Source organism: Priestia sp. USM5 (assembly GCF_058323215.1).
In genome coordinates, this window is record NZ_JBSGKN010000001.1 from 1,323,910 (window position 1) to 1,344,581 (window position 20,672).

Annotated in this window: 26 protein-coding genes; 19 read left to right on the forward strand and 7 right to left on the reverse strand. The window is 37.7% G+C overall.

The annotated features are described in order from the left end of the window. Positions 1 to 35 precede the first annotated feature (35 nt). On the reverse strand, positions 36 to 1,097 hold the full coding sequence (locus tag ACWATA_RS07070) for an NAD(P)-dependent alcohol dehydrogenase (RefSeq protein WP_028414678.1): 1,062 nt from the start codon (positions 1,095 to 1,097) through the stop codon (positions 36 to 38). Positions 1,098 to 1,294: 197 nt separating this feature from the next. Further along, positions 1,295 to 1,555 carry an HPr family phosphocarrier protein gene (locus tag ACWATA_RS07075; RefSeq protein ID WP_028414677.1) on the reverse strand — a complete coding sequence of 87 codons (261 nt, stop codon included), beginning with the start codon at positions 1,553 to 1,555 and terminating at the stop codon, positions 1,295 to 1,297. Positions 1,556 to 1,777: 222 nt separating this feature from the next. Between ACWATA_RS07075 and ACWATA_RS07080 the strand changes: the two genes are divergently transcribed. Next, entirely contained in the window at positions 1,778 to 2,509 is a 732-nt protein-coding gene (locus tag ACWATA_RS07080) for a nucleotidyltransferase domain-containing protein (protein WP_098113658.1), read from the forward strand. A 74-nt stretch (positions 2,510 to 2,583) separates the two neighbouring features. Here the strand turns inward: ACWATA_RS07080 and ACWATA_RS07085 are convergent, their stop codons facing one another. Further along, positions 2,584 to 3,327, reverse strand: coding sequence for an SDR family NAD(P)-dependent oxidoreductase (locus ACWATA_RS07085; RefSeq protein ID WP_028414675.1), 744 nt, complete (start codon positions 3,325 to 3,327; stop codon positions 2,584 to 2,586). 117 nt (positions 3,328 to 3,444) lie between these two features. On the opposite strand from ACWATA_RS07085, the gene ACWATA_RS07090 reads away from it, so the two are divergent. Further along, positions 3,445 to 4,287: a LysR family transcriptional regulator gene (locus ACWATA_RS07090; RefSeq protein WP_098113659.1), complete on the forward strand. Its 843-nt coding sequence runs from the start codon at positions 3,445 to 3,447 to the stop codon at positions 4,285 to 4,287. An 83-nt stretch (positions 4,288 to 4,370) separates the two neighbouring features. Here ACWATA_RS07090 and ACWATA_RS07095 read toward each other — a convergent pair whose 3' ends face one another. Beyond that, the gene (locus tag ACWATA_RS07095) at positions 4,371 to 4,700 is read right to left on the reverse strand and encodes a four-helix bundle copper-binding protein (protein WP_098113660.1); all 330 of its coding nucleotides are present in this window, start codon (positions 4,698 to 4,700) and stop codon (positions 4,371 to 4,373) included. A 183-nt stretch (positions 4,701 to 4,883) separates the two neighbouring features. On the opposite strand from ACWATA_RS07095, the gene ACWATA_RS07100 reads away from it, so the two are divergent. The 3 genes from ACWATA_RS07100 to ACWATA_RS07110 all read left to right on the forward strand — a co-directional run bounded on the left by ACWATA_RS07100 (position 4,884) and on the right by ACWATA_RS07110 (position 6,893). Next, positions 4,884 to 5,597: a DUF4396 domain-containing protein gene (locus ACWATA_RS07100; RefSeq protein ID WP_098113661.1), complete on the forward strand. Its 714-nt coding sequence runs from the start codon at positions 4,884 to 4,886 to the stop codon at positions 5,595 to 5,597. A 125-nt stretch (positions 5,598 to 5,722) separates the two neighbouring features. Next, complete coding sequence (locus ACWATA_RS07105) at positions 5,723 to 6,106, forward strand: DUF302 domain-containing protein (RefSeq protein WP_028414671.1); 384 nt, start codon at positions 5,723 to 5,725, stop codon at positions 6,104 to 6,106. 175 nt (positions 6,107 to 6,281) lie between these two features. Next, positions 6,282 to 6,893: a DUF421 domain-containing protein gene (locus ACWATA_RS07110; RefSeq protein WP_473049694.1), complete on the forward strand. Its 612-nt coding sequence runs from the start codon at positions 6,282 to 6,284 to the stop codon at positions 6,891 to 6,893. A 62-nt stretch (positions 6,894 to 6,955) separates the two neighbouring features. Here ACWATA_RS07110 and ACWATA_RS07115 read toward each other — a convergent pair whose 3' ends face one another. Beyond that, positions 6,956 to 7,498, reverse strand: coding sequence for a recombinase family protein (locus ACWATA_RS07115; RefSeq protein ID WP_098113662.1), 543 nt, complete (start codon positions 7,496 to 7,498; stop codon positions 6,956 to 6,958). 231 nt (positions 7,499 to 7,729) lie between these two features. Between ACWATA_RS07115 and ACWATA_RS07120 the strand changes: the two genes are divergently transcribed. The 13 genes from ACWATA_RS07120 to ACWATA_RS07180 all read left to right on the forward strand — a co-directional run bounded on the left by ACWATA_RS07120 (position 7,730) and on the right by ACWATA_RS07180 (position 16,922). After that, complete coding sequence (locus tag ACWATA_RS07120) at positions 7,730 to 7,933, forward strand: helix-turn-helix domain-containing protein (RefSeq protein WP_473049695.1); 204 nt, start codon at positions 7,730 to 7,732, stop codon at positions 7,931 to 7,933. Between the two features lie 231 nt (positions 7,934 to 8,164). Then, positions 8,165 to 9,631, forward strand: coding sequence for a SulP family inorganic anion transporter (locus ACWATA_RS07125; RefSeq protein ID WP_473049697.1), 1,467 nt, complete (start codon positions 8,165 to 8,167; stop codon positions 9,629 to 9,631). Positions 9,632 to 9,645: 14 nt separating this feature from the next. Then, positions 9,646 to 10,053 carry a universal stress protein gene (locus ACWATA_RS07130; protein WP_028409472.1) on the forward strand — a complete coding sequence of 136 codons (408 nt, stop codon included), beginning with the start codon at positions 9,646 to 9,648 and terminating at the stop codon, positions 10,051 to 10,053. A 196-nt stretch (positions 10,054 to 10,249) separates the two neighbouring features. Further along, a complete protein-coding gene (locus ACWATA_RS07135) occupies positions 10,250 to 10,669 on the forward strand; it encodes a GNAT family N-acetyltransferase (RefSeq protein WP_325077050.1) in 420 nt (139 codons plus the stop codon). Positions 10,670 to 10,860: 191 nt separating this feature from the next. Beyond that, entirely contained in the window at positions 10,861 to 11,418 is a 558-nt protein-coding gene (locus ACWATA_RS07140) for a DUF2975 domain-containing protein (protein ID WP_301862259.1), read from the forward strand. A gap of 10 nt (positions 11,419 to 11,428) precedes the next feature. Continuing rightward, entirely contained in the window at positions 11,429 to 11,635 is a 207-nt protein-coding gene (locus tag ACWATA_RS07145; protein WP_045290861.1) for a helix-turn-helix domain-containing protein, read from the forward strand. Positions 11,636 to 11,757: 122 nt separating this feature from the next. Next, positions 11,758 to 12,069, forward strand: a complete 312-nt coding sequence (locus tag ACWATA_RS07150; RefSeq protein ID WP_301862261.1) for a hypothetical protein — start codon at positions 11,758 to 11,760, stop codon at positions 12,067 to 12,069. Between the two features lie 53 nt (positions 12,070 to 12,122). Continuing rightward, positions 12,123 to 12,386 (forward strand): YesK family protein, encoded by a 264-nt coding sequence (locus tag ACWATA_RS07155; protein ID WP_154991944.1) that lies wholly within the window; start codon positions 12,123 to 12,125, stop codon positions 12,384 to 12,386. Positions 12,387 to 12,449: 63 nt separating this feature from the next. Then, entirely contained in the window at positions 12,450 to 13,175 is a 726-nt protein-coding gene (locus ACWATA_RS07160) for an ABC transporter ATP-binding protein (RefSeq protein ID WP_473049699.1), read from the forward strand. Beyond that, on the forward strand, positions 13,172 to 13,999 hold the full coding sequence (locus ACWATA_RS07165) for a DUF2705 family protein (RefSeq protein WP_325078091.1): 828 nt from the start codon (positions 13,172 to 13,174) through the stop codon (positions 13,997 to 13,999). Before ACWATA_RS07160 ends, ACWATA_RS07165 begins: the two co-directional genes overlap by 4 nt. Positions 14,000 to 14,012: 13 nt before the next feature. Continuing rightward, positions 14,013 to 14,786 carry an ABC transporter permease gene (locus tag ACWATA_RS07170; RefSeq protein ID WP_048019469.1) on the forward strand — a complete coding sequence of 258 codons (774 nt, stop codon included), beginning with the start codon at positions 14,013 to 14,015 and terminating at the stop codon, positions 14,784 to 14,786. A gap of 7 nt (positions 14,787 to 14,793) precedes the next feature. Then, complete coding sequence (locus ACWATA_RS07175) at positions 14,794 to 15,471, forward strand: response regulator transcription factor (RefSeq protein WP_033580353.1); 678 nt, start codon at positions 14,794 to 14,796, stop codon at positions 15,469 to 15,471. Then, positions 15,459 to 16,922: a sensor histidine kinase gene (locus ACWATA_RS07180; protein ID WP_473049701.1), complete on the forward strand. Its 1,464-nt coding sequence runs from the start codon at positions 15,459 to 15,461 to the stop codon at positions 16,920 to 16,922. Before ACWATA_RS07175 ends, ACWATA_RS07180 begins: the two co-directional genes overlap by 13 nt. Before the next feature lie 234 nt (positions 16,923 to 17,156). Here the strand turns inward: ACWATA_RS07180 and ACWATA_RS07185 are convergent, their stop codons facing one another. Then, positions 17,157 to 18,023, reverse strand: a complete 867-nt coding sequence (locus ACWATA_RS07185) for an alpha/beta fold hydrolase (RefSeq protein ID WP_430077869.1) — start codon at positions 18,021 to 18,023, stop codon at positions 17,157 to 17,159. Positions 18,024 to 18,314: 291 nt separating this feature from the next. Next, entirely contained in the window at positions 18,315 to 19,139 is an 825-nt protein-coding gene (locus ACWATA_RS07190; protein WP_473049703.1) for a hypothetical protein, read from the reverse strand. Positions 19,140 to 19,366: 227 nt separating this feature from the next. Between ACWATA_RS07190 and ACWATA_RS07195 the strand changes: the two genes are divergently transcribed. Further along, positions 19,367 to 20,548, forward strand: a complete 1,182-nt coding sequence (locus ACWATA_RS07195) for an IS256-like element ISBame1 family transposase (protein ID WP_048019288.1) — start codon at positions 19,367 to 19,369, stop codon at positions 20,546 to 20,548. Positions 20,549 to 20,672: the final 124 nt, after the last annotated feature.

The window sequence follows — 20,672 nt, forward strand, 5'->3', positions numbered from 1 at the left end:
CAGCTAATCCAATTAGCTGCCCGCTTTTTTAAAACTTACAGTGTAGAAATGTCAATAACAAATCGATAGCGAACGTCGCTGCGAAGAACGCGCTCATACGCTTCGTCTACTTGATTTGCATCGATAACTTCGATCATAGGAGCAACGCCGTGTTCAGCCGCAAAATCAAGCATTTCTTGTGTTTCACGAATGCCGCCTACAAGTGAACCCGCAATGCTGCGACGTCCCATGATAAGGGAGAATACGCTGTATTGATCTGGGTTAGCAGGTGCGCCCACGTTAACAAGCGTTCCATCTACGCGAAGTAAAGATAAATATTGATCCACGTTTAAGTTAGCAGATACCGTGTTTAAGATAAGATCAAAACGACCAGCTAATTCAGTAAATGTCGCTTCATCACTTGTTGCAAAATAATGATCTGCACCAAAGCTTAGTGCTTCTTCTTTTTTATTGTTAGAACGGCTCAATACCGTCACTTCAGCACCCATTGCATGTGCAAATTGAATCGCTACATGTCCAAGGCCTCCCATTCCCACGATCGCCACTTTTTTGCCAGGGCCAGCATTCCAGTGCTTTAATGGAGAAAATGTTGTAATCCCTGCGCATAGAAGCGGACTTGCTGCATCCATACTTAAGTTATCAGGAATACGAACAACGAATCCTTCTTTTACGACGATTTTTTGGCTGTAGCCGCCGTATGTACGGTTTCCGTCGTAATCCAATGAATTGTACGTTTGAACAACGCCTTTTGTACAGTATTGCTCGTCACCGTTCACACAGTACTCGCACTCTCCGCAAGAGTCAACGAAACATCCAACGCCTACGCGATCGCCAACCTTGTATTTTGTTACGTTTTCGCCAACTGCTTCAACTACTCCTGCGATTTCGTGACCAGGAACCATCGGGAACATCCCGCCGCCCCACTCATCAAATGCACTATGAATATCAGAGTGACAGATACCGCTAAACTTAATATCAATTAAAACGTCGTCTGCTCGCAGTTCTCTGCGTTCAATTGTCGTATTTTCAAATTTTGCCTTTGCGTGCGGCGCACTTAAAACACGTGATGTTGTTGTATGTTGATGATTATTACACATAAGTAAAAACACAATCCTTTCGTATTAAACATAACCAGTTGCTACTAAACGTGCATTCACTGACTACGCTTGATGTATTTAAAAACTACAATACTAGCTTAAACGTTAAAGTCGACTTTAAAGCAAGAGTTTTTTGAAAAAAATTTCGTTCTATGACTTTATGAAAAAAGGAAAGGAAGGAATAGCATGGCAGCTTTCTATCTATGTTTAGTTAAAAGAAATTCTTCAAGGGTGCGAGCGGCAGCTTGTTCATCAACTCCATTTGTCAGCAGTGTTATTTCATCTCCTTTCTTAACAGCCAAAGCCATTACCTTCATGATGCTTTTTCCACTTACACATTTTCCATCTTTCGCAAGAAAAATATCACTTTGAAACGAACACGCTTCGCGTACAAACAAAGCTGTATGTCTAGCTAGAAGTCCACCGGAAAGTTGCACCGTTATTCTTTTAATTAGCATAGTGTTTCCCCTTTTTTGTATTTTAAAAACTATAAAACTAGCTTAAACGTTAAAGTTAACTTTAAGGCAAGGGGGAATTTGGATAAAAGAGTCATTTAAATGACGGTAACTAAAAGTAAATACAGTAGACATGTTCAGAAAGGTTAAATAAGAACTTATTGTTAAAGGAATTTCCACGTTCTAACCAGAAAAACAATATATATCATTTTCTGGAGGAATACGATGAAAGAGCTAAAAAGGTTAGAACCGCTGCAAGCAGCTACACAATTTATTTCTAAGCATTATCCTAATTGTCAAGGCGCATTACTCGCCGGAAGCGTAGTAAGAGGAGAGGCTACACACACGTCTGACCTTGATCTTGTTATTTTTGATGATGATTTTCCTTCTTCTTTTAGAGAGTCACTCATTGAATTTAGATGGGCCATTGAAGTTTTTGCTCATAATTTGACTTCATACCAAGCCTTTTTTAAAAGCGACTGTAAGAGGGCTAGACCTTCACTGCCAAGAATGATTTCCGAGGGAATTATTTTAGTGGATAAAGGAGTAATCCAGTCTATAAAAAAAGAAGCGAAACAATTACTAGAAAAAGGACCGGAAAAATGGTCGGAAGAGACGATTGAACTAAAAAGATATTTTGTAAGCGATGCGTTGGATGATTTAATCGGTTCTTCAAATACAGGTGAAGCACTTTTTATTGCCAACACGCTCGCTTATATAACGCATGAATTTGTGTTAAGAACAAACGGTCATTGGATCGGGGATTCTAAATGGATTGTCCGGTCTTTGAATCACTATAATGAACGCTTTAGTAAAGAGTTTGTAGAGGCATTTGATACCTTTTATAAAACAGGGAATAAAGATAAAGTGATTCAACTGGTTGATAAAGTGTTAGAACCATATGGAGGCCGGCTGTTTGAAGGATTTTCACTGGGGAAAGAGAGAGCCAATCAGTAGCATAGTGCTTATTATAACCCCACTACTATTTCTTTCTAGTAGTGGGGTTTATTTTTTGGAATATTTTCATATGCTTAAAGAGTTTGTCCGTTATCAATCGTAAACACTTGGCCCGTCACGGACTCTTGTTTTAACTGAAAAAGAATAGCATCTGCGATATCTTCAGGAGAAGAAATGCGCTGAAGAGGCAGATTTCCTGCAAGCTGATACATTTTATCTTCGTTGCCAGACCACCACCTTGTGTCGACTGCACCAGGAGAGATGCAGTTGACTCGAATATGGGGTGCCAGTGCAATCGCTAACGACTTCGTCATCGTATGAATCGCTGCTTTTGTTGCTGCATAAGGAATAGACGAGCCAATTCCAGTTGTGCCGGCAACACTTCCTACATTAACAATCGCTCCTGACTTTTGTTTTTTCATATGTGGAACGGCTGCTTTTACACAGTGAAACATGCCTTTTACGTTTATATCATATAAAGAGTCCCATACGTCATCCGTTGCAGACTCTAAGTCATGCATCGGGATTTGAGCAGTAATACTAGCGTTATTCACTAATCCATCTAACCGTCCGAATTGTGCAATCGTTTGATGAATCATTTCATTCACTTCATTCTCGTTGGCTACATTCGCTTTAAAAGCAAAAGCCATACTTCCTTTTTCTAAAATTTCTTCCACAGCTTTTTTAGCTTCCTTTTCTGAGTTGCTGTAGTTTATCACAAGTTTTGCGCCTTTATCGGCTAGCTTTAAAGCCGTTGCTTTGCCTACACCAGTGCCTCCGCCTGTGATAATAAATACTTTGTTTTTAAAATCGTTCATTTCTCTTAACCTTCCTTTCTCTCAATATCTTTTATTATATCTTCGATAAAAAAAAGGATATAATAGGTAATACTAAGAGAGGTATCATTTAAAATGATATCAGCGGAGGAATGGAAATTGGAAAGCCAAGACTTACGAATTTTTAAATGTGTGGCAGAAACAAAATCACTATCAAAAGCCGCCGAGGTATTAGGATATGTTCAACCGCATATCAGTCAGCGCATAAAAAAATTAGAGGAAGAGTTAGATACTAAATTACTGACACGCACAAATAGAGGAGTCACGTTAACGGATGAAGGGGAAGCTTTGTTTAACTATGCACAGCGTATTTTACTGTTAATGGAGGAAGCTAAAGCAGAAGTTAATCCGAATAAGTTTAGAACATCTTTAATCATTGGTGCGTCGCAGACGGTTTCTGCTAGTAAAGTTCCAGCTTTATTTTCGTCTTTTTTGAAAGAACATCGGGATATTGAAGTTAAAATCAAAACAGATAGAAAACAAGTCTTGCAAGAAATGCTTTCGTACGGGGAAATTGATGGACTTTTTCTTAGCGGTACCTATAACGGGGCTCAGTTTGAAAGAGTTTATCACTACGCAGAAAAGGTGGTACTCATCTCACCTACGTCTGAAGATATAGAAGAAAAAACCCCACCAATGCTGCTCATCAATAGTGATGTAAACTGCATCTATAGAAACAGACTAGTAGCGTTTTCAAAAGAACATCATACACATAAAGCCAACATGATGGAATTTGATTCATTAGAAGCGATTTTACAAGGTGTCCGCGATGGACTGGGGATGAGTGTAGTCCCGGCTAGCGTAGTAAATTCTCGTGGTGATATGAAAAGAATTGAATACGAAGAGCTTGCAGAAGACGTTCAAATTGATTTTATAGTAAAGAAAGGGAAGCAGCGCTCGCAAAGTCTTAAAAAGTTTATTCGTTTTTTAGAAAGCCTATAGATTCTCTCTTGCCTTATCACTAAAAAGAACCCTTAATGCCTGAAATGCGCTTCAAGGGTTCTAGCTTTCTTATATTCCAAAGATTATGCAGCTAATTTTCTACATTCATCCGCGCATTTCAAGCAAGCCTCTGCACATTTTTGACAGTGGTCATGATCGTGTTTCTTACACTCGTTACCGCATTTTTCGCAAATTTCAGCGCAAACTCCCGCTAGTTCAGCAACGAAAGGCGTTCCTCTTTCTAAAGCTTGTTCCAAATATCCGCACATATCTGCACATTCTCGGTCAAAACGGATACAGTCCACCATCATCCCTACATTTTCTTCCTTTAGGCAAGCATCAAAACATTGGTTGCAGGCACTCATACAGTCATGCAGCGTTTGAATAACAGTTTGATAATTTTCGTTAGACATTGTAAAATTCCTCCTTATTTTTCTTCTCTTTATTACATTAGACTATCGTTTAGTTTATTAAACCTAATAAAAGATAACAGCATTGTAAAAGTTATTAAGTAATGAGCAGTTTCTCTTTTTTACGTTTAGATATAGGGGTAGAGGGTATGTGATTGATACATAAATCTTAAAGGAGTGTAGCACATGAGCTGGCTAGAAATACTTTCTTATATCGCTATTACAATCGGAATTATTCAATTTTTAGTTATTACAATCGACGTGATCAGGCATCCGCAGATGATGTTTGTGATGAATATTGTGTGGCCTATTACGGGCCTATATTTTCCTGTGGCCGGGATATGGTTTTACTTTAAATTAGGCCGTAAAGATCGAAAGAAACACGATCACGCTCATGATTCCTCTGAACATATGCATCATAGCCATGAAGATCATCATGAACACCATCATAGTAAGAAGCCTTTTTGGCAAAGTGTTTTTGTATCTACGACCCACTGCAGCAGCGGGTGCTCGGTCGGAGATTTAATTGGCGCACCAATCGTATTTTTAACGGGATGGACGATTGCCGGAAGCGTACTTTTTGCAGATTACGTAGTGGAATTTATTCTTGCTTATATAGCGGGAATTGCTTTTCAATACTATGGTATGAGTATGAAAGATAACGGCTCAAAAGATGAGCTGAAAAATGCAGTAAAAGCAGATACGTGGTCGCTTATTGCGTTTGAAATAGGGATGTTCGGCTGGATGGCTTTATCACATTATGTCTTTTTTGCACAGGCACCCAAACCAGACAGCGTGGTCTTTTGGTTTATGATGCAAATCGCCATGATCATTGGCTTTTGTACAAGCTATCCAGCGAACTGGGTACTTGTTAAAAAAGGGGTAAAGCATGCGATGTAGATTTTATTTGGAGCTGCTGCTGCTGATATTCTATAGATTTAAACTTTAAGGATGGGGCAGAATAACATGAACTTCAAGTTTCGTAGAAGAAAGGAATTCATTCTAACTTAACAGGAGGAGATTGGATGTTTGATTACACGGTAAAAACCTCGAAAAGCCTAGAAGAAGCGATTAGTTCTCTAGAAGAAAACTTAAAAAGCGAAGGGTTCGGTGTTTTGTGGAATTTCGATTTAACTGCAAAGCTACAGGAAAAAGGGCAGGACTTTCATACACCGTTTACAGTATTAGAAGTGTGTAATCCGAAAGAAGCTCAGCGTGTTCTTTCGCAAAATCTTTTAGTAGGATATTTTCTCCCTTGTAAAATGGTTGTATATCAAGATGAAAGTGAAACAAAGATTGGCATGCCTAGGCCTACGGCTATGATTAATATGCTTCATAATGAAGAGCTCCAAACACTAGCAGAAGACATCGAAACAAGATTAATACGCTGCATTGATCAATCTGTATAAGTCCTGTGATTTCGAGAAAGAAAATAACAAAACAAAAAGATACCTTTACGTAAGGTATCTTTTTGTTTTCTAACTTTATTAGGGTATGAGGAGTGGAAACGAAATTTTTGATACATGAATAATTTGCTTTCAGATGCCTAATCTAAAAGCAGACTGTAATAAAAAGGATGATATTATGAATTTTATCTGGCAATCTGTAATCTTGATTTTAACGGGAATCTTATTGTTGAGAATAGCGGGAAGAAAATCGATTGCTCAAATGACGCTCGCTCAAACGGTCGTTATGATTTCCTTAGGTACCATCATTGTACAACCTATTGTTGAGAAAAGTATGCTAAAAGCCATTGGCGGGGCAGCAATTTTTGTTCTTGCTATTTTAGTTTTAGAGTACTTACAATTAAGGTTTAATGGATTTGAAAAATTTCTGACAGGTAAATCTAAAATCGTTATAAATAACGGTCAATTAGATACTAAGCAGCTTAAAAAATTACGTTTAACCGCCGATCAATTAGAAATGAGATTACGAAATGCAGGTATATCAAACATAAAAGATGTTAAAATCGCCACAATCGAACCAAATGGACAGTTAGGATACGAACTTCGAGAAGATGCAAAACCTTTGACTGTAGGGGACTTTAAACAGTTGATGGAATTATATATGTCATCTTTTTCTCAAACCAGCGTGCCTGCGCAAGATTTACATAACAAAGTGTCGTCTAAACCTTCTTCAAATATATTTGAAGAAATTAATCACCATTCTAAACCGAATCCTAAATACCTTCAGTGATATAGTCACTAAAAAAAGACGGCCTTTTTACCGAATAAAAGGACGTCTTTTTTACATGTGCTTTAGTTATCTAAGTAACGGTACAAAGTCGTCTTGCTTATACCTGTAGCTTCTGTAATTTGAGCAATCGTATAGTTTTTACTCCAGTACATGTCAAGTGCTCGGTGGACGTTATAGTCAGGTTTTTTTGGCCGGCCGCCGCTTTTTCCTTTTGATTTTGCTTCTTGAAGACCGGCTTTTGTGCGTTCACTGATCACGTCATGTTGAAATTCACCAATACGTTTAATGGTACTGAAAAAGGTTTTTCCTTGTTCGGTGGATGTATCAACGTCATCCAAAATCGATACAAAGTGAACATGATTATCTGAAAGATATTCAATTAATTCAATAAGGTGCCGAGTAGAGTCTGCAATGCAGTAAAATTTATACACAACGACTGTATCGCCTGGCTGAAGTGAAGCTACCATCTCATCGAATTCTACTCTTTTTTTTATGGAATTTGTTTTTTCATGATAAATTTTATCGCAATTAAAAGGCTGCAACGCCTGTAACTGTTTGTCCAAGTTTTCATCTTCGCTATATGGACGGGTATAACCAATAATCACTACACCATCTCCTGCATGGATTGTTTATTTATATTTACCTATTGTACCAAATTCCTTCCACTCATAACATTTCTTTTCAGTATAGAAAGAAGTATAGTTCCAAAAAAGATCGTTTTTGGAACAAAAAGTGATAGACATTTTGGTTTAGGTCTGCTAGAGTTTTAGTTGTTAACAACGTCTCGGCTTCTATGAGAGTTGGAAGCCACTTATAAAAGAAAAGCGAGGTGTAATATGGATAAAGAGATCATTAAACAGATTCGAAAAAGCTACAATTTGAATCAGCGGAATTTCGCTGAAAGAGTAAACTGCAGCTTTTCACTCATTGCATTAGTGGAAGTTGGAAAAAGAAGAGTCACACAGGACTTGGAGAATAAAGTGAAAAAAGCGTTTGGGTTAAATGAGGAAAAAATAAAGGAGCTGATTGCTTCAATTTAATAAGAGCGTAGTTAAAAAATGTAACGAAACGTTTCATGTACGTGAATATAATTCTTGAGGAAGATAGGATATGTTAAGCTGTTTTCACTCATTTTTTTATGCATTGAAAGTACCATAAACGTTCCATTTAGGTTCTATTTATTTTCTATTTTACTACTTTTATAGTTCAAAATCTAGACGAGCGTACAGTAAACGTTTATGACTATAGAGAGAAAGGTGTTTTTAGTTATCATGTTCAATAAATTAAAAATGGAGTGGTTTGGCAACGTGAAAGGAGATATTTTTTCAGGTATTGTCGTAGCGCTTGCGCTCATCCCTGAAGCTATTGCTTTTTCCATTATTGCCGGAGTAGATCCGATGGTGGGCTTACACGCATCTTTTTGTATCGCCGTTGTGATGGCCTTTGTAGGAGGGCGTCCTGCGATGATTTCTGCAACTACCGGCGCGATGGCCCTGCTGATGGTGACACTCGTAAAAGAGCATGGAATGGAGTATTTATGGGCAACGACTATTTTAACAGGTGTGATTCAACTTCTGTTTGGCATCTTTAAGATTGCTCGCTTTATGAAATTTATTCCGAGGTCCGTAATGGTAGGATTTGTGAATGCATTAGCGATTTTAATTTTTATGGCACAAGTTCCGCATTTTGTAGGAATCTCAACGATGACGTATGTGTTTGTTGCGTTAACTCTTGTTATTATTTACGTTTTACCGCGCTTTACAAAAGCAGTGCCTTCGCCATTAGTAGCGATTGTCGTCATGACAATTGTAGCTATTTTTGGAGGATTTAATTTGCGTACAGTAGGAGACTTAGGAGAAATTACAAAATCACTGCCGGTGTTTTCTATTCCTAACGTTCCTTGGAATATGGAAACACTGTCTATCATTTTTCCAACAGCGCTAGGATTATCTATTGTCGGATTAACGGAATCGCTGCTAACGGCATCGATTGTGGATGATATGACAGATACGTCTAGTAATAAAAACCAAGAAAGCAGAGGGCAAGGAATTGCGAACATGGTCGTTGGTTTCTTTGGCGGCATGGCTGGCTGTGCGATGATCGGTCAAACCGTTATTAATGTAAAATCAGGCGGACGCGGCCGGTTATCAACGTTTGTAGCAGGCATATTTCTCATGTTTCTCATCTTGGTGCTAGGGGACTGGGTTGTTAAAATCCCAATGGCTGCACTAGCCGGGGTCATGATTATGGTATCCATCGGAACATTCGACTGGTCTTCGCTTCGTACGCTCACAAAAGTTCCTTTAACAGATACCGTTGTGATGCTTGTTACGGTGATTACGGTTGTAGCAACGCATGATTTATCAAAAGGAGTTATTGCGGGTGTTATTTTAAGTGCAGTGTTCTTTGCGGCTAAAATTTCAAAGCTAGACGTATCAGCAAAAGAATCCGAACATCGAACAGTTTACGAAGTAAAAGGTCAGCTGTTCTTTGCCTCTGTAGAAGACTTTGTTAACTCGTTTTCGTTTACAGAAAAACAAGATTTAATTTTAATTGATTTTTCAGAAGCGCATATTTGGGATGACTCAGCCGTAGCGGCCATTGATAAAGTCGTATTAAAGTTAAAAGAACAAACGTCTGCTGAAGTGAAGCTGACAGGTTTAAATGATGTAAGTGAGGAGCTGCTTCAAAGGTTAGCGACTTACAACAAGTCAAATGCAAGAGCATCAGCTCATTGATAGGGGGACAATGAATGTATCAAAAAATCTTGTTAGCTGTAGATGGATCAGAACATTCAAAAAGAGCCGCGGAGCATGCGATACAAGTTGCTTCTTTCATACCGCAATCAAAAGTAGAAATTATTTCGGTTATTGACTTATCAAAGGCGAAAACCGAAATTTTACACGGAGAGCTGAAACAAAAAAGACAGCAAGCGCTCGAAGAAATAAAGAGCTGCTTTGAAAAGAAGCAGATAGCGCATCAGCTTAAAATAGAACGCGGCGACCCGGGGCCAACCATTGTAGCCTACGCCAATAAAAACAACTTTGATCTGGTGGTAATAGGAAGCCGAGGCTTAAATTCTCTTCAAGAAATGGTGCTAGGCAGCGTCAGTCATAAAGTAGCTAAACGAGTACACTGTCCGGTTATGATTATTAAGTAAACGAACGTAGTTATTGTAGGTGCAAATCGCAGATGATTTGTACCTTTTTTGCGGTTAAATATAGAAGTTAACGTTTATAAATCATCACTGACATGTATGATGCTTTTTATCGTATACACATACTCGTAATAATCTACCAAGGACTTTTGTTTTTGAAAAAAGAAATAGTTTATAAAAAATAAAAGGAGTAGATTCTATGAAAATTTCCTTTTCACATTCTATAGAAAACGTTGAGTGGTCGAGAATGAAAGAAATTTATCACTCGGTAGGATGGACGAACCATAATGAAGAAAAAATTAAAAAAGTATTTCAATCAAGCAACGTAGTAGCTATTGCTTATGATGAAGATAACATAGCAGGGTTTGGCAGAGCTCTTTCAGACGGGGTGTTTAATGCTGCGATTTATGATGTTGTGATTGATGAGCACTATCAGAACAAAGGAATTGGCCAGCAAATTATAGAAAACCTGCTTGCTCAGCTTAATGATATTTCCTGCATTCACCTTGTTTCCACAGCGGGTAATGAAGAGTTTTATAAAAAAGCAGGATTTCGTAAAATGAAAACCGGCATGGCTCGTTATTTAAATCCTTCTTTAGCGGAAGAATATTTAGAATAAGCTATGGCTAAGACTGCTGTTTATATAAATTAAGTCTATATGTCATTACAATAGAATCTCTTATTTTTATCTAAAACGACTATTATTTATCAAAAAAAATATAAAATTTATTGTTTTTCGATAAATAATCATTGATTTCCTTATATATACATGGTAAATTAATCCTAACAACAGTTATGGAGGATGTTTACATGAAACGAACAAATGGTTATCGAATTCTTTTTTATCTGGTCAACACTTTATTTTGGTTTAATATTTTTGTAGCAGGTATTATGGGAATAATGGTTATTTACCTTCAGTTTGACGACTCGATCTTACAGAACTCATCTTTTAATTTATCATTAGGAAAAGGATTGTTTGATGTTAAGCTGAACGAAATTCCGGATACAAAATTAGTCCAAATTTGGATTGTAGCCTTATTGATTTCTTGTTTTTTATCGATTGCAATGCTTTGGAATTTTAAAGTATTATTTAAAAATGCAGCTAAGGGAATTATCTTTGTTTCAAGCAACACAAAAGCTATTTTTGCAACAGGTATTATCTTTTTAATAGGATCGTTTGCGGCTGGAATTCCCAAGTTTTTTATTGCTGCTAAATTAGCTCCTTTATTAAATCTTAAACATGGAACTATTACTATTTCGTACTCAATAGATGGTATTCTGTTTATAGCAGCCGTTTTTATCCTTCTTTTAGGGGCATTCTTTAAAAAAGCAGTTGCAATTGCCCAGGAAAGTGAACTTACTATATAGGAGGTCAGAGATGATTAGAGTCAATTTAGACGTCATGATGGCCAAAAGGAAAATATCTTTAAATGAGCTAGCAGATCGAGTTGGGATTACCAAAAGCAATCTCTCTATCTTAAAAACTGAAAAAGCGAAGGCCATACGCTTCACTACGCTGGAAGCCATTTGTGAAGTGCTAGACTGTCAGCCAGGGGACATTTTAGAATATGTACCAGATGAATAAAAAAAGAGGACGTAGATAAAATCTATGTCCTCTTTTTCTTTCTGGTGTTGAGAATTTATAATTTGTATATTTCAATTTAGTACTATATGGTATTATTTTCTTTAGTTAGGAGGGTATTTGAAATGAGTGTTTCCAAAGAAAATAAGCCGATTTTATTAACCGTTATTTTGCTGGCAGCTGCGTTTGTAGTGTTTTTTGCGAATCGGATATTCCCATCAAATTCAATTTTTCCAAGTAGAAGCGGTGATTTGACTATTCCGCTGTGGCTGTTTTTTGCCATAGACGTTGGTTTTATTGTGGCGTTAGTTTTAGGAGTTCGAACGAAAAAGCAGAGGGTTGTGTGGTTTAGCATTATCGCAAACAGCATCTTTTTTGTGTTGCTTTCTGCTTTGATGTTTTTATTAGCGATTGCAAATGGAATTTCTGAGCCGTAAGTTTATTATTTTTATTATAGGTGAATGATTAGGATTTAGAGAGGTTGATAGATATGATGATAGGCGGTCCTTTACTGATTGCCCTGCTGCCAGGTGTACTTATACTCATGTTAACTTGGCTATTCAGAAAAATGAAATGGAACAAGGTCATTAGAATGATTCCTTCCATGCTAACCGTTATTGCTGCCGCTGTTCTTCTTTATATTGGCTATGTAGAGGTAAGAGGCTTTGAAGGCGCTAGCTATTTGTTTTTATCTGTATTTTTGCTTTTATTCGCAGTGGTATCCTATATCTTAGCTAAAAAACCTGTACAATAATTTTTATAAACTTTATAAATTCTTTATAAATCCCTCCTATACTACGTGTAGGGGGGATTTAAGATGAAAAATATTATTTTAGAGGTAAGAAGCGTTTCAAAAAAAGTGAGACGTCGTCACTTAGTAAAAGAAGTATCGTTTCAAATTGAGGAAGGAGAAATATGCGGACTGCTAGGGCCAAACGGAGCTGGTAAAACAACGTTAATTCGTTTATTGACGGGGTTGATTAAACCAACTGGGGGAGAAGTTTTTATTACTAATAAACCTATTGTTTCACAAAGGAAAGAAGCACTGCAAAGCGTTGGTGCGATTGTAGAGTCACCCATCTTTTTTCCTTATATGACGGGAAAAGAAAACCTGACAAATTTAGCTCGCCTGCATCCATTTTCAACAAAGCAAGAAAGGCAGAAAAGAGTAAAAGAAGTGCTTGATATTGTGGGATTAACCGGCAGAGAAAACGATAAAGTTCGAACGTATTCTCTGGGAATGAAGCAAAGGCTCGGCATTGCTCAAGCGCTCCTAGGCGACCCGGACCTGTTGATACTAGATGAGCCAGCCAACGGCTTAGATCCAATGGGCGTACGTGAACTGCGCGAGCTGCTTTTTACCTTAAAACGTGACTATAACAAAACGATTTTAATCTCTAGTCATTTACTGGATGAATTACAGCGAGTATGTGATCAAATTGTGGTGATGAGAGAAGGAGAGCTAATGTGGGACGGCGCTTTAGATCAGTTAGCATCCGGTAAAAATCTTGAAGATGCGTTTGTAGAGCTGGTGTCGCAATGAAGGAGCTGCTAGTAGCGGAGTGGGAGAGACTTTGGAAACGAAAAGTGGCGTGGCTGACTTTTTTATTAGTACCAGTTGTGCTGTTAGTTGCTTCTTCTTATCTCCAAAAACAAAATGGAGCACTCACAGTCGATTTACCGCAGTATACGTTTGCGGGAAACTTTCCTGTACTGAGCTTAGCCGAAATGTTATTTACCGTTTTTAATGCCATGTTCTTAGTTTTTATTACACTCGTTGTTACTGAAGAGTACCGATCAGGACAGCTGAGAATGGTCATGATACGATCGTATTCGTTTAAAGAAATTATCCTCGCAAAAGCCGCAGTGATTTTGCTGTTTAATTTACTGTTTTTTATCACGTATTTTTGTATGAGCTATGTGATAGGCTTTCTAATGTTTGAACATCCGCAAAGCTACTTTGTATTTTATCACAGCCATGTCTTCAACATAAAAGAAGCGCTAGTATATAATCTTGCATTCTATGGGTATGCCTATTTAACGACGATTGCGATATGCTGTGTGCTGTTTTTTATCTCTGTTATTAGTAAAACGACTACTACGGCTGTTGGAATTGGGGTTGCTTTTATACTAATCTCGTTTTCGTACCCGACTTTATTAACAGGATTTAAGCAGTGGATGAGTGAAGAGCTCTTTGGACAGCTTTTCTTTACTTCTGTACCGATGATTCAATGGCAGGGGATCACAGTCATGATGGCAGAAAACCCGCAGTTTGTAGGCTGGAATTTCGGCGTTTTAGGTTTTTATATTTTATTTTTTGGCGGTTTAACATATGTAGCTATTCGAAAAAAAGAATCGTTTCTATAAAAGGAGAGAAGACATGATGACAGGACTTTTTATCAGTGAATTAGAGCGAACGTTTAAACGGAAAAAGACAGCAGTGGTACTAGGTGTGTACATAGGATTACTTGCTTTTATTTGGTTCTTTTTCTTTCAAAGGGGAGGCATTTCATTTTTTGATGCGGCTCATGACGTAAAAATTGATTCTTTAAATTCAGCACCACTGCTTCTTCGAGACCTATCGTTTGTGATTACGTTTATTGTTATTCCTATGTTTGTGGCAGATAGTTTTAACGGCGAGTACACGTCCGGAGCGCTACGTATGGTATTAATTCGGCCGCATCATCGTTTGAAGCTGTTTTTTGTAAAGTGGGCAGTTCAATGTTTACTAGTTTTTATTATTCTTTGTATTACGTGGGTAGTGGGGACATGTCTTGGAAGAATGGTTATGCCTCATGTAAATGAAACCACATTTTTAGGCGGACATACGCTAGGGACTTTAGGGGCGTTACTATATTCGTTGAAATTTTACGGCATTTGTTTTTGCATCTTTATAGCGGTTATTAGTATCGGGAGTATCCTGAGTGTTCTTATGCCTAATTCCATTTTATCTTACGTTGCAACCATTGGTGCTTTAATTGGAAGTGTGTATGTGTCAGATAAACTAAGCTTCTTTTTCTCCGTAACCGATTCTGTTTTTCATGAATTAAGCAGGCCAAACTCTGAATTTTTAGTGAACCTATTATTTCCAATTTTGCTTATTAGCCTTATAATAAACCTATTCGTATGGAAAAAGAAGGAATGGGTAGGGTGAGATGGAGATGAAGCAAACAATTTTACTAGTGGACGACGAAAAAGACATTATTTCATTTATGAAAGATGCGCTCCAAGATGAAGGATATGAGGTGGTGTTTGCTTACGAAGGGCAAGAAGCGTTAACAAAGTTAAAAATAAATCCAGACTTAATTGTGCTGGATGTGATGATGCCAGGCATGGACGGCTTTGCACTTTGTGAAATGATCCGAAAAAGCATATCATGCCCCATTATCTTTCTAAGCGCTAAACAAACGGAGCAGGACCGAGTAAAAGGACTATTAGTGGGTGGAGATGATTACTTAGTTAAGCCTTTTAGCATGAAAGAACTAAAAGCCCGCATTTACGCCCATCTGCGCCGAGAGCAGAGAATTAACAGTAACTCCTATAACAGGCTTCACTTTGGAGAGTTAACCATTGATTTAAATGGCTATCAAATTTTACATAGCAATGAAGTAATTCCGTTTACTTCAAGAGAATTTGAGATCATTCATTTCCTCGCTCTTCATCCAGGTCAGGTTTTTACACGCGAGCAGCTGTATGAAAAGGTGTGGGGCTATGACGCGGAAGGAGATTCGTCTACGATTACGGAACACGTAAAGAAAATTAGAGCAAAACTATTAAAATATGACGAAACGCCTTACATCTCAACCGTTTGGGGCATTGGCTACAAATGGGTAAAATAAAAAAATGGATGAACCGAGCAACATTAAAAGCGCAGTTTGTGTTATCGTTTCATTTAATCTTACTGTACAGCCTGCTTGCGACGCTTTTAACGTGGGGCATTGTGATTGCAGTAAACTGGTTTCTTATGCCTGGAGCACTGAATCCCGCAAATTACTATGAAAAACAAATTCCTGATATTCTTCAGTTCGTCAAAGAAAAAGAAGATGCGCTCCTTTCAAGAGATGCTAAAAACCAAGTAGAAGCGGTGATTCCGCTAGAAGGAATGGATTATCAAATTATAAATAAAAAAGGGCAAATTGTGTATGGGTCCATGTCCACTTCATACATAAAAAATAAACGGGATTTTTACTCTCAGGTCAATACCAATATCCGCTCAGGTAAATATATTATAAAAGTTTATCCGCTTTTTAATTCAAAAGACGAAGTAAACGGGGCGATTGCGCTAAGATATCAATTAAATATGGCTTCTGCTAATCCGAATATTAAATGGATCGTTGCGCTTGTCACATTTGTATCGCTAGCCAGCCCGTTTCTTTACTTTTATTTGTTTGCTTATTTGTTTGGAAGACGATTTAGCAAAAAAATTGAACGGCCTTTTAATGAGCTGATGACCGCAGCTAAAAATATTCAGCATAATAATTTAGATTTTTCGCTGTCCGTCACTCAAGACGCCAAAGAATTAAGTCAGCTGCTTCATGCCTTTGAAGAAATGCGAAAAGAATTAAAGCAATCGTTAGCTAAACAGTGGCAGCTAGAAGAAGACCGCAAAGATATGACGGCTGCGATTGCGCATGATTTACGAACGCCTCTTACGATTATTCATGGACATACGGAAATTTTAGTAGAAGGAAGCAAAAGAGACCCGGAGAGGCTTAATCGATATTTACATACGATCTACACAAATACACAGCGTTCGATTCAGCTATTAAATCAGCTGCAAGAAGTATCTGTGATCGAAAATCCGGGCTTTACCGTAAAGAGAGAGCCAATCGATATAATCTCATTTGTTCATGAGAAAGCAGACGAGTTTCAGCTTTTATGTCAAAAAAAAGAGATTGCCTTTTTACCTTCGGTTAGTGAAGCAGAAGCATCAAGTCAATTTTACGGAGATCCTCAGCGTATTTCTCAAGTATTAGATAATATTATTACAAACTGTATTCGCTACACGCCTGAACGAGGGGAAATAGGGTGGAATACCGTCATTCATCACGGCGAAGTGATTTTTGAAATACATGATACGGGTCCCGGCTTTGCGTTATCGAACAAAGAGCAGGTGTTTAAAAAGTTTTACAGAGAAGATGCATCAAGAACAAGCGGCCACGGAAACTTAGGGTTAGGTCTTTATATTGCTCATTCCATTGTGAAAAACCACGGAGGAAGCATCACGGTCGATAATAAAGAGACGGGAGGGGCATTATTTAAGATTGTTCTTCCGATAAGGAAAGAGTAAATGCGTAAAAAAAGAACCCTCAAAAAAGAGAGTTCCAAAAAGGGTAAGTAAGAAAGAAATGTACATGTTCCTTTGGGGGGACTGCATCTGTACAGTAAAATTTATACCCGGTATACACTTGTTAAAACGTTGAAAAATAAACCAATCATGTAAAAAATAGATGAAATTAGCTTTTAGCATTTAAAAAAAGACTGCAAAACGGCGGTATACCGTATTCTGCAGTCTTTCTCTCGTTTATTTGCTTAAAAACTCTCTCATAAATTCATTCACCTTTTCTGGCTGCTCATGTTGAGGAGCATGTCCTACACCATCTAAGCGGTGAATCGTTACGTTTGGAACGTACTCTTCAATTCCATCTAAATTACTATTTTCAAACGCTTCGTCCGCATTTCCCCATACAATTAAAGTTGGAGATTCGAATACTTTATGCGGCAGTGCTACAGGTTTATGAACGCGCTCTTCAAACGGATAAAGGGAAGACGCACGGTAGTAGTTAAGCATGGATTTCATTGCATTCGGCTGGTTCCACGCCTCTACGTATTTAGCTTCTTCTTCTTTTGTTAAATAGCCTTTTTTGATGCCAGGCTCCGTCAGCATGTTTCTTAATTTTTCACTATGATTCGCGAGTAGCTCATCCTGAGAGTTTGGCTTTTGGAAAAAGCTCATATAGCTGCTTGCTTCTCGTTGAGCAGGATTTTCAGCAAGCTCTCTTATAAATGTGTAAGGGTGCGGTGCATCAAACATCACTAACTTTTTGACATACTGCGGATATGTATAAGCAAATGCCCATGCTACAGCGCCGCCCCAATCATGCGCCACTAGCACACACTCTTTTTCACCAAATGCTTCAATTAGTTGCTTTACATCTTCCATTAGAAGGGGCATGCTGTAAGAAGAAATTTCTTCTGGCTTATCTGATAAGTTATAGCCTCGCATATCTACAGCTACCACGCGATAATCTTTCGAAAACTCTTCTAACTGATGGTGCCACGTGTACCAAAAGTAAGGGAATCCGTGTAAAAACAGCATAAGCTCGCCTTCACCTTTTGTTACATAATGAAGATTTACATCATTTACTTTTACATAACCGTCTTTAAACATCTTACTCATCCTTTCGCTTTTAACCTTTATTATAGAAAAACTTTACTCTTTATTAGTTGATGTATCAAACAATAAGGTTTCCTTACGCGATAAATGAGCTATAAAGCTCTCTTAAAACCCTTATTTTGGTTATTATTTGTGAAATATAACCTCGATATTCCTAGGATGTACGCGATGCTTTATCTGGCTCATGAGAAGAAAATATTTATAGAACGCTAGAAATAAAGCAATCGCGTTTGTAATGAATACAGCAAAAAGGCTCTCTAAAAGTACTTTATAGAGAGCCTTTTTTTAAAAATCACCGGCCTTGGCAATTCCTAAATTAGATTCAAAGTCAGTAATGTACACACAGGCATTTGTATATTTATCATAGGAATCATAGCGAAAGTTTCTGCTTATATTATAATCTCCACTTATAGGTTTATAGGATTGAATTGATTTAATTTGATCGTTAAGAGACAAATCAAAATTATGAGTGGCTTTTTTTAATTGTTCGAGCTGGAGCTTTGTATAACTGTCGCGATGCTTTTGGATTTCGTCTTGCATGAGCTCTATTTTATATTTAGATGCGGTGTTGATATGATTAATCGCAGGCCCCATATCTTTTTTTATTTGTGCTTCGGAAGAATGAAAGTGTTGATCATCAAATGAGTCTAACACGTTACTGCTTTCTTCCGAAGTTTTTGTTGCATCTATAACGTCATGCATATTGTTCATGAGCGTAACTTCATAGATCGTCTTGCTTGAATTGAATTTTTTATAGGATGTTACATACTCTTTTTCTGTTAAAGTATCTACGTCTTTTGCTAAGTGGGCTATGCTTTTTTTTAGCTCGCTATCACTTTGTGTTTCTACTTTTGACGTACTATTAATAGACGCAGACAGCAGGTTAAAATCATTTTTGTAGCTTTGAAACGTTTTATCTTCTATCTTTCCGTCATTATTAATTAAGCGTTCGGACTCGTTTTGCAGAAATTTCAGCTCTATGGCCAGCTCTTTTTTTGCCTCGCTTCCATCTATGCTCTCATTGTTTGAAGTTGTGTGACTGCACCCCATTAATCCAAGCGCCAAAGCTATTGTAATGGTACCTGTTGTTATCTTGCTTATGTTCCTCATGTGGAAACTCCATTTCTATTTGTTTATTACTTACTTACTTATAAAGACTATATCATATAAATGGAATATTTATCTTTATATACTATTAAATGTTACATTTTGTATAGGTAAACTTAAAAAAGTATGAGAGCGTAAAATATCTTGTGTAAATGAATAAATACAAAAAGGAAGACCTTTTCTTGTAGAATTAAGTCACCACAACCAATTCAAAGAAAGAAGGTCTTCCTATGAATCAGTTTACAACAGATCTTGTTCAAGCTCTAGTCCAAAAAGAAGATGTAACGAAAATTTTCCGTTCTCACTTAGAAAATGCCGTTAATACGCTCTTAGCGAGCGAATTGACAGCTTTCTTAGACTATGAAAAATATGATCGTATTGGATTTAATACAGGGAATTCACGAAATGGTTCGTACGAACGGACGCTACACACAGAGTTTGGAGAGCTTCATCTCGTTATTCCTCGTGATCGGAATGGCGATTTTAAGCAACAGACGGTGGCTCCTTATAAAAGAGCCAATGATACGCTTGAAGCGTTTGTCATCCATATGTTTCAAAAGGGTGTAACGACAGCTGAAATTGCCCATTTAATGGAGCGCATGTATGGTCATCACTACACGCCTCAAACCATTTCAAATATGACAAAGGTGATGTCTGAACAGGTAGAAGCCTTCCGTGATCGAACCTTGTGCGCACGTTATGCGTGCGTTTATTTAGATGCTACGTACATTGCCTTGAAACGAGATACGGTGTCAAAAGAAGCTGTCTATATTGCCGTTGGCATTCGCGAAGACGGTTCAAAAGAAGTACTTGGCTATACAATCGCTCCTAACGAATCCGCCTTTGTATGGAAAGAACTTTTAGAAGACATCAAATCTCGTGGCGTAGAGGAGATTCTGTTGTTTATTTCCGACGGGTTAAAAGGCATCTCGGACAGTGTTTTTTCTGTCTATCCAGCCTCTTCTTATCAAACATGCTGCGTCCATCTTTCGCGTACGATTGCTCATAAAGTTCGTGTATCCGATCGAGCTGAAATCTGTGAAGACTTTAAATCTGTGTACCGCGCAGAAAGCCTTGAAATGGGCCAACAGGCCCTGCATTCGTTTATTGAAAAGTGGAAGTCAAAGTATCCAAAAGTGACAAAGCCATTGCTGAATAACTCTTATTTGTTCACGTTTTATAGCTTTCCTAAGTCTATTTGGCGTAGTATTTATTCTACTAATCTCATTGAGTCGTTTAATAAACAAATCAAGAAATATAGTAAACGTAAGGAACAATTCCCTAATGAAGAGTCACTTGAACGCTTCCTCGTTTCTCAGTTTGACCAGTATAATCAGCGCTTTGCGACACGATGTCATATTGGTTTCGATCAAGCTCGCGCAGAACTACAAATGATGTTTAAAGCAAACTAGTGGGTAACGTTCATAAGAAAAGGAAACTCCCATTTACACAAAATTATTGACGGTCCCAAAAGTATTGTAATGGAATTTATAAAAATAGTGCTAAAAGAAGATAAAGGTAATAGAAAAACTAATT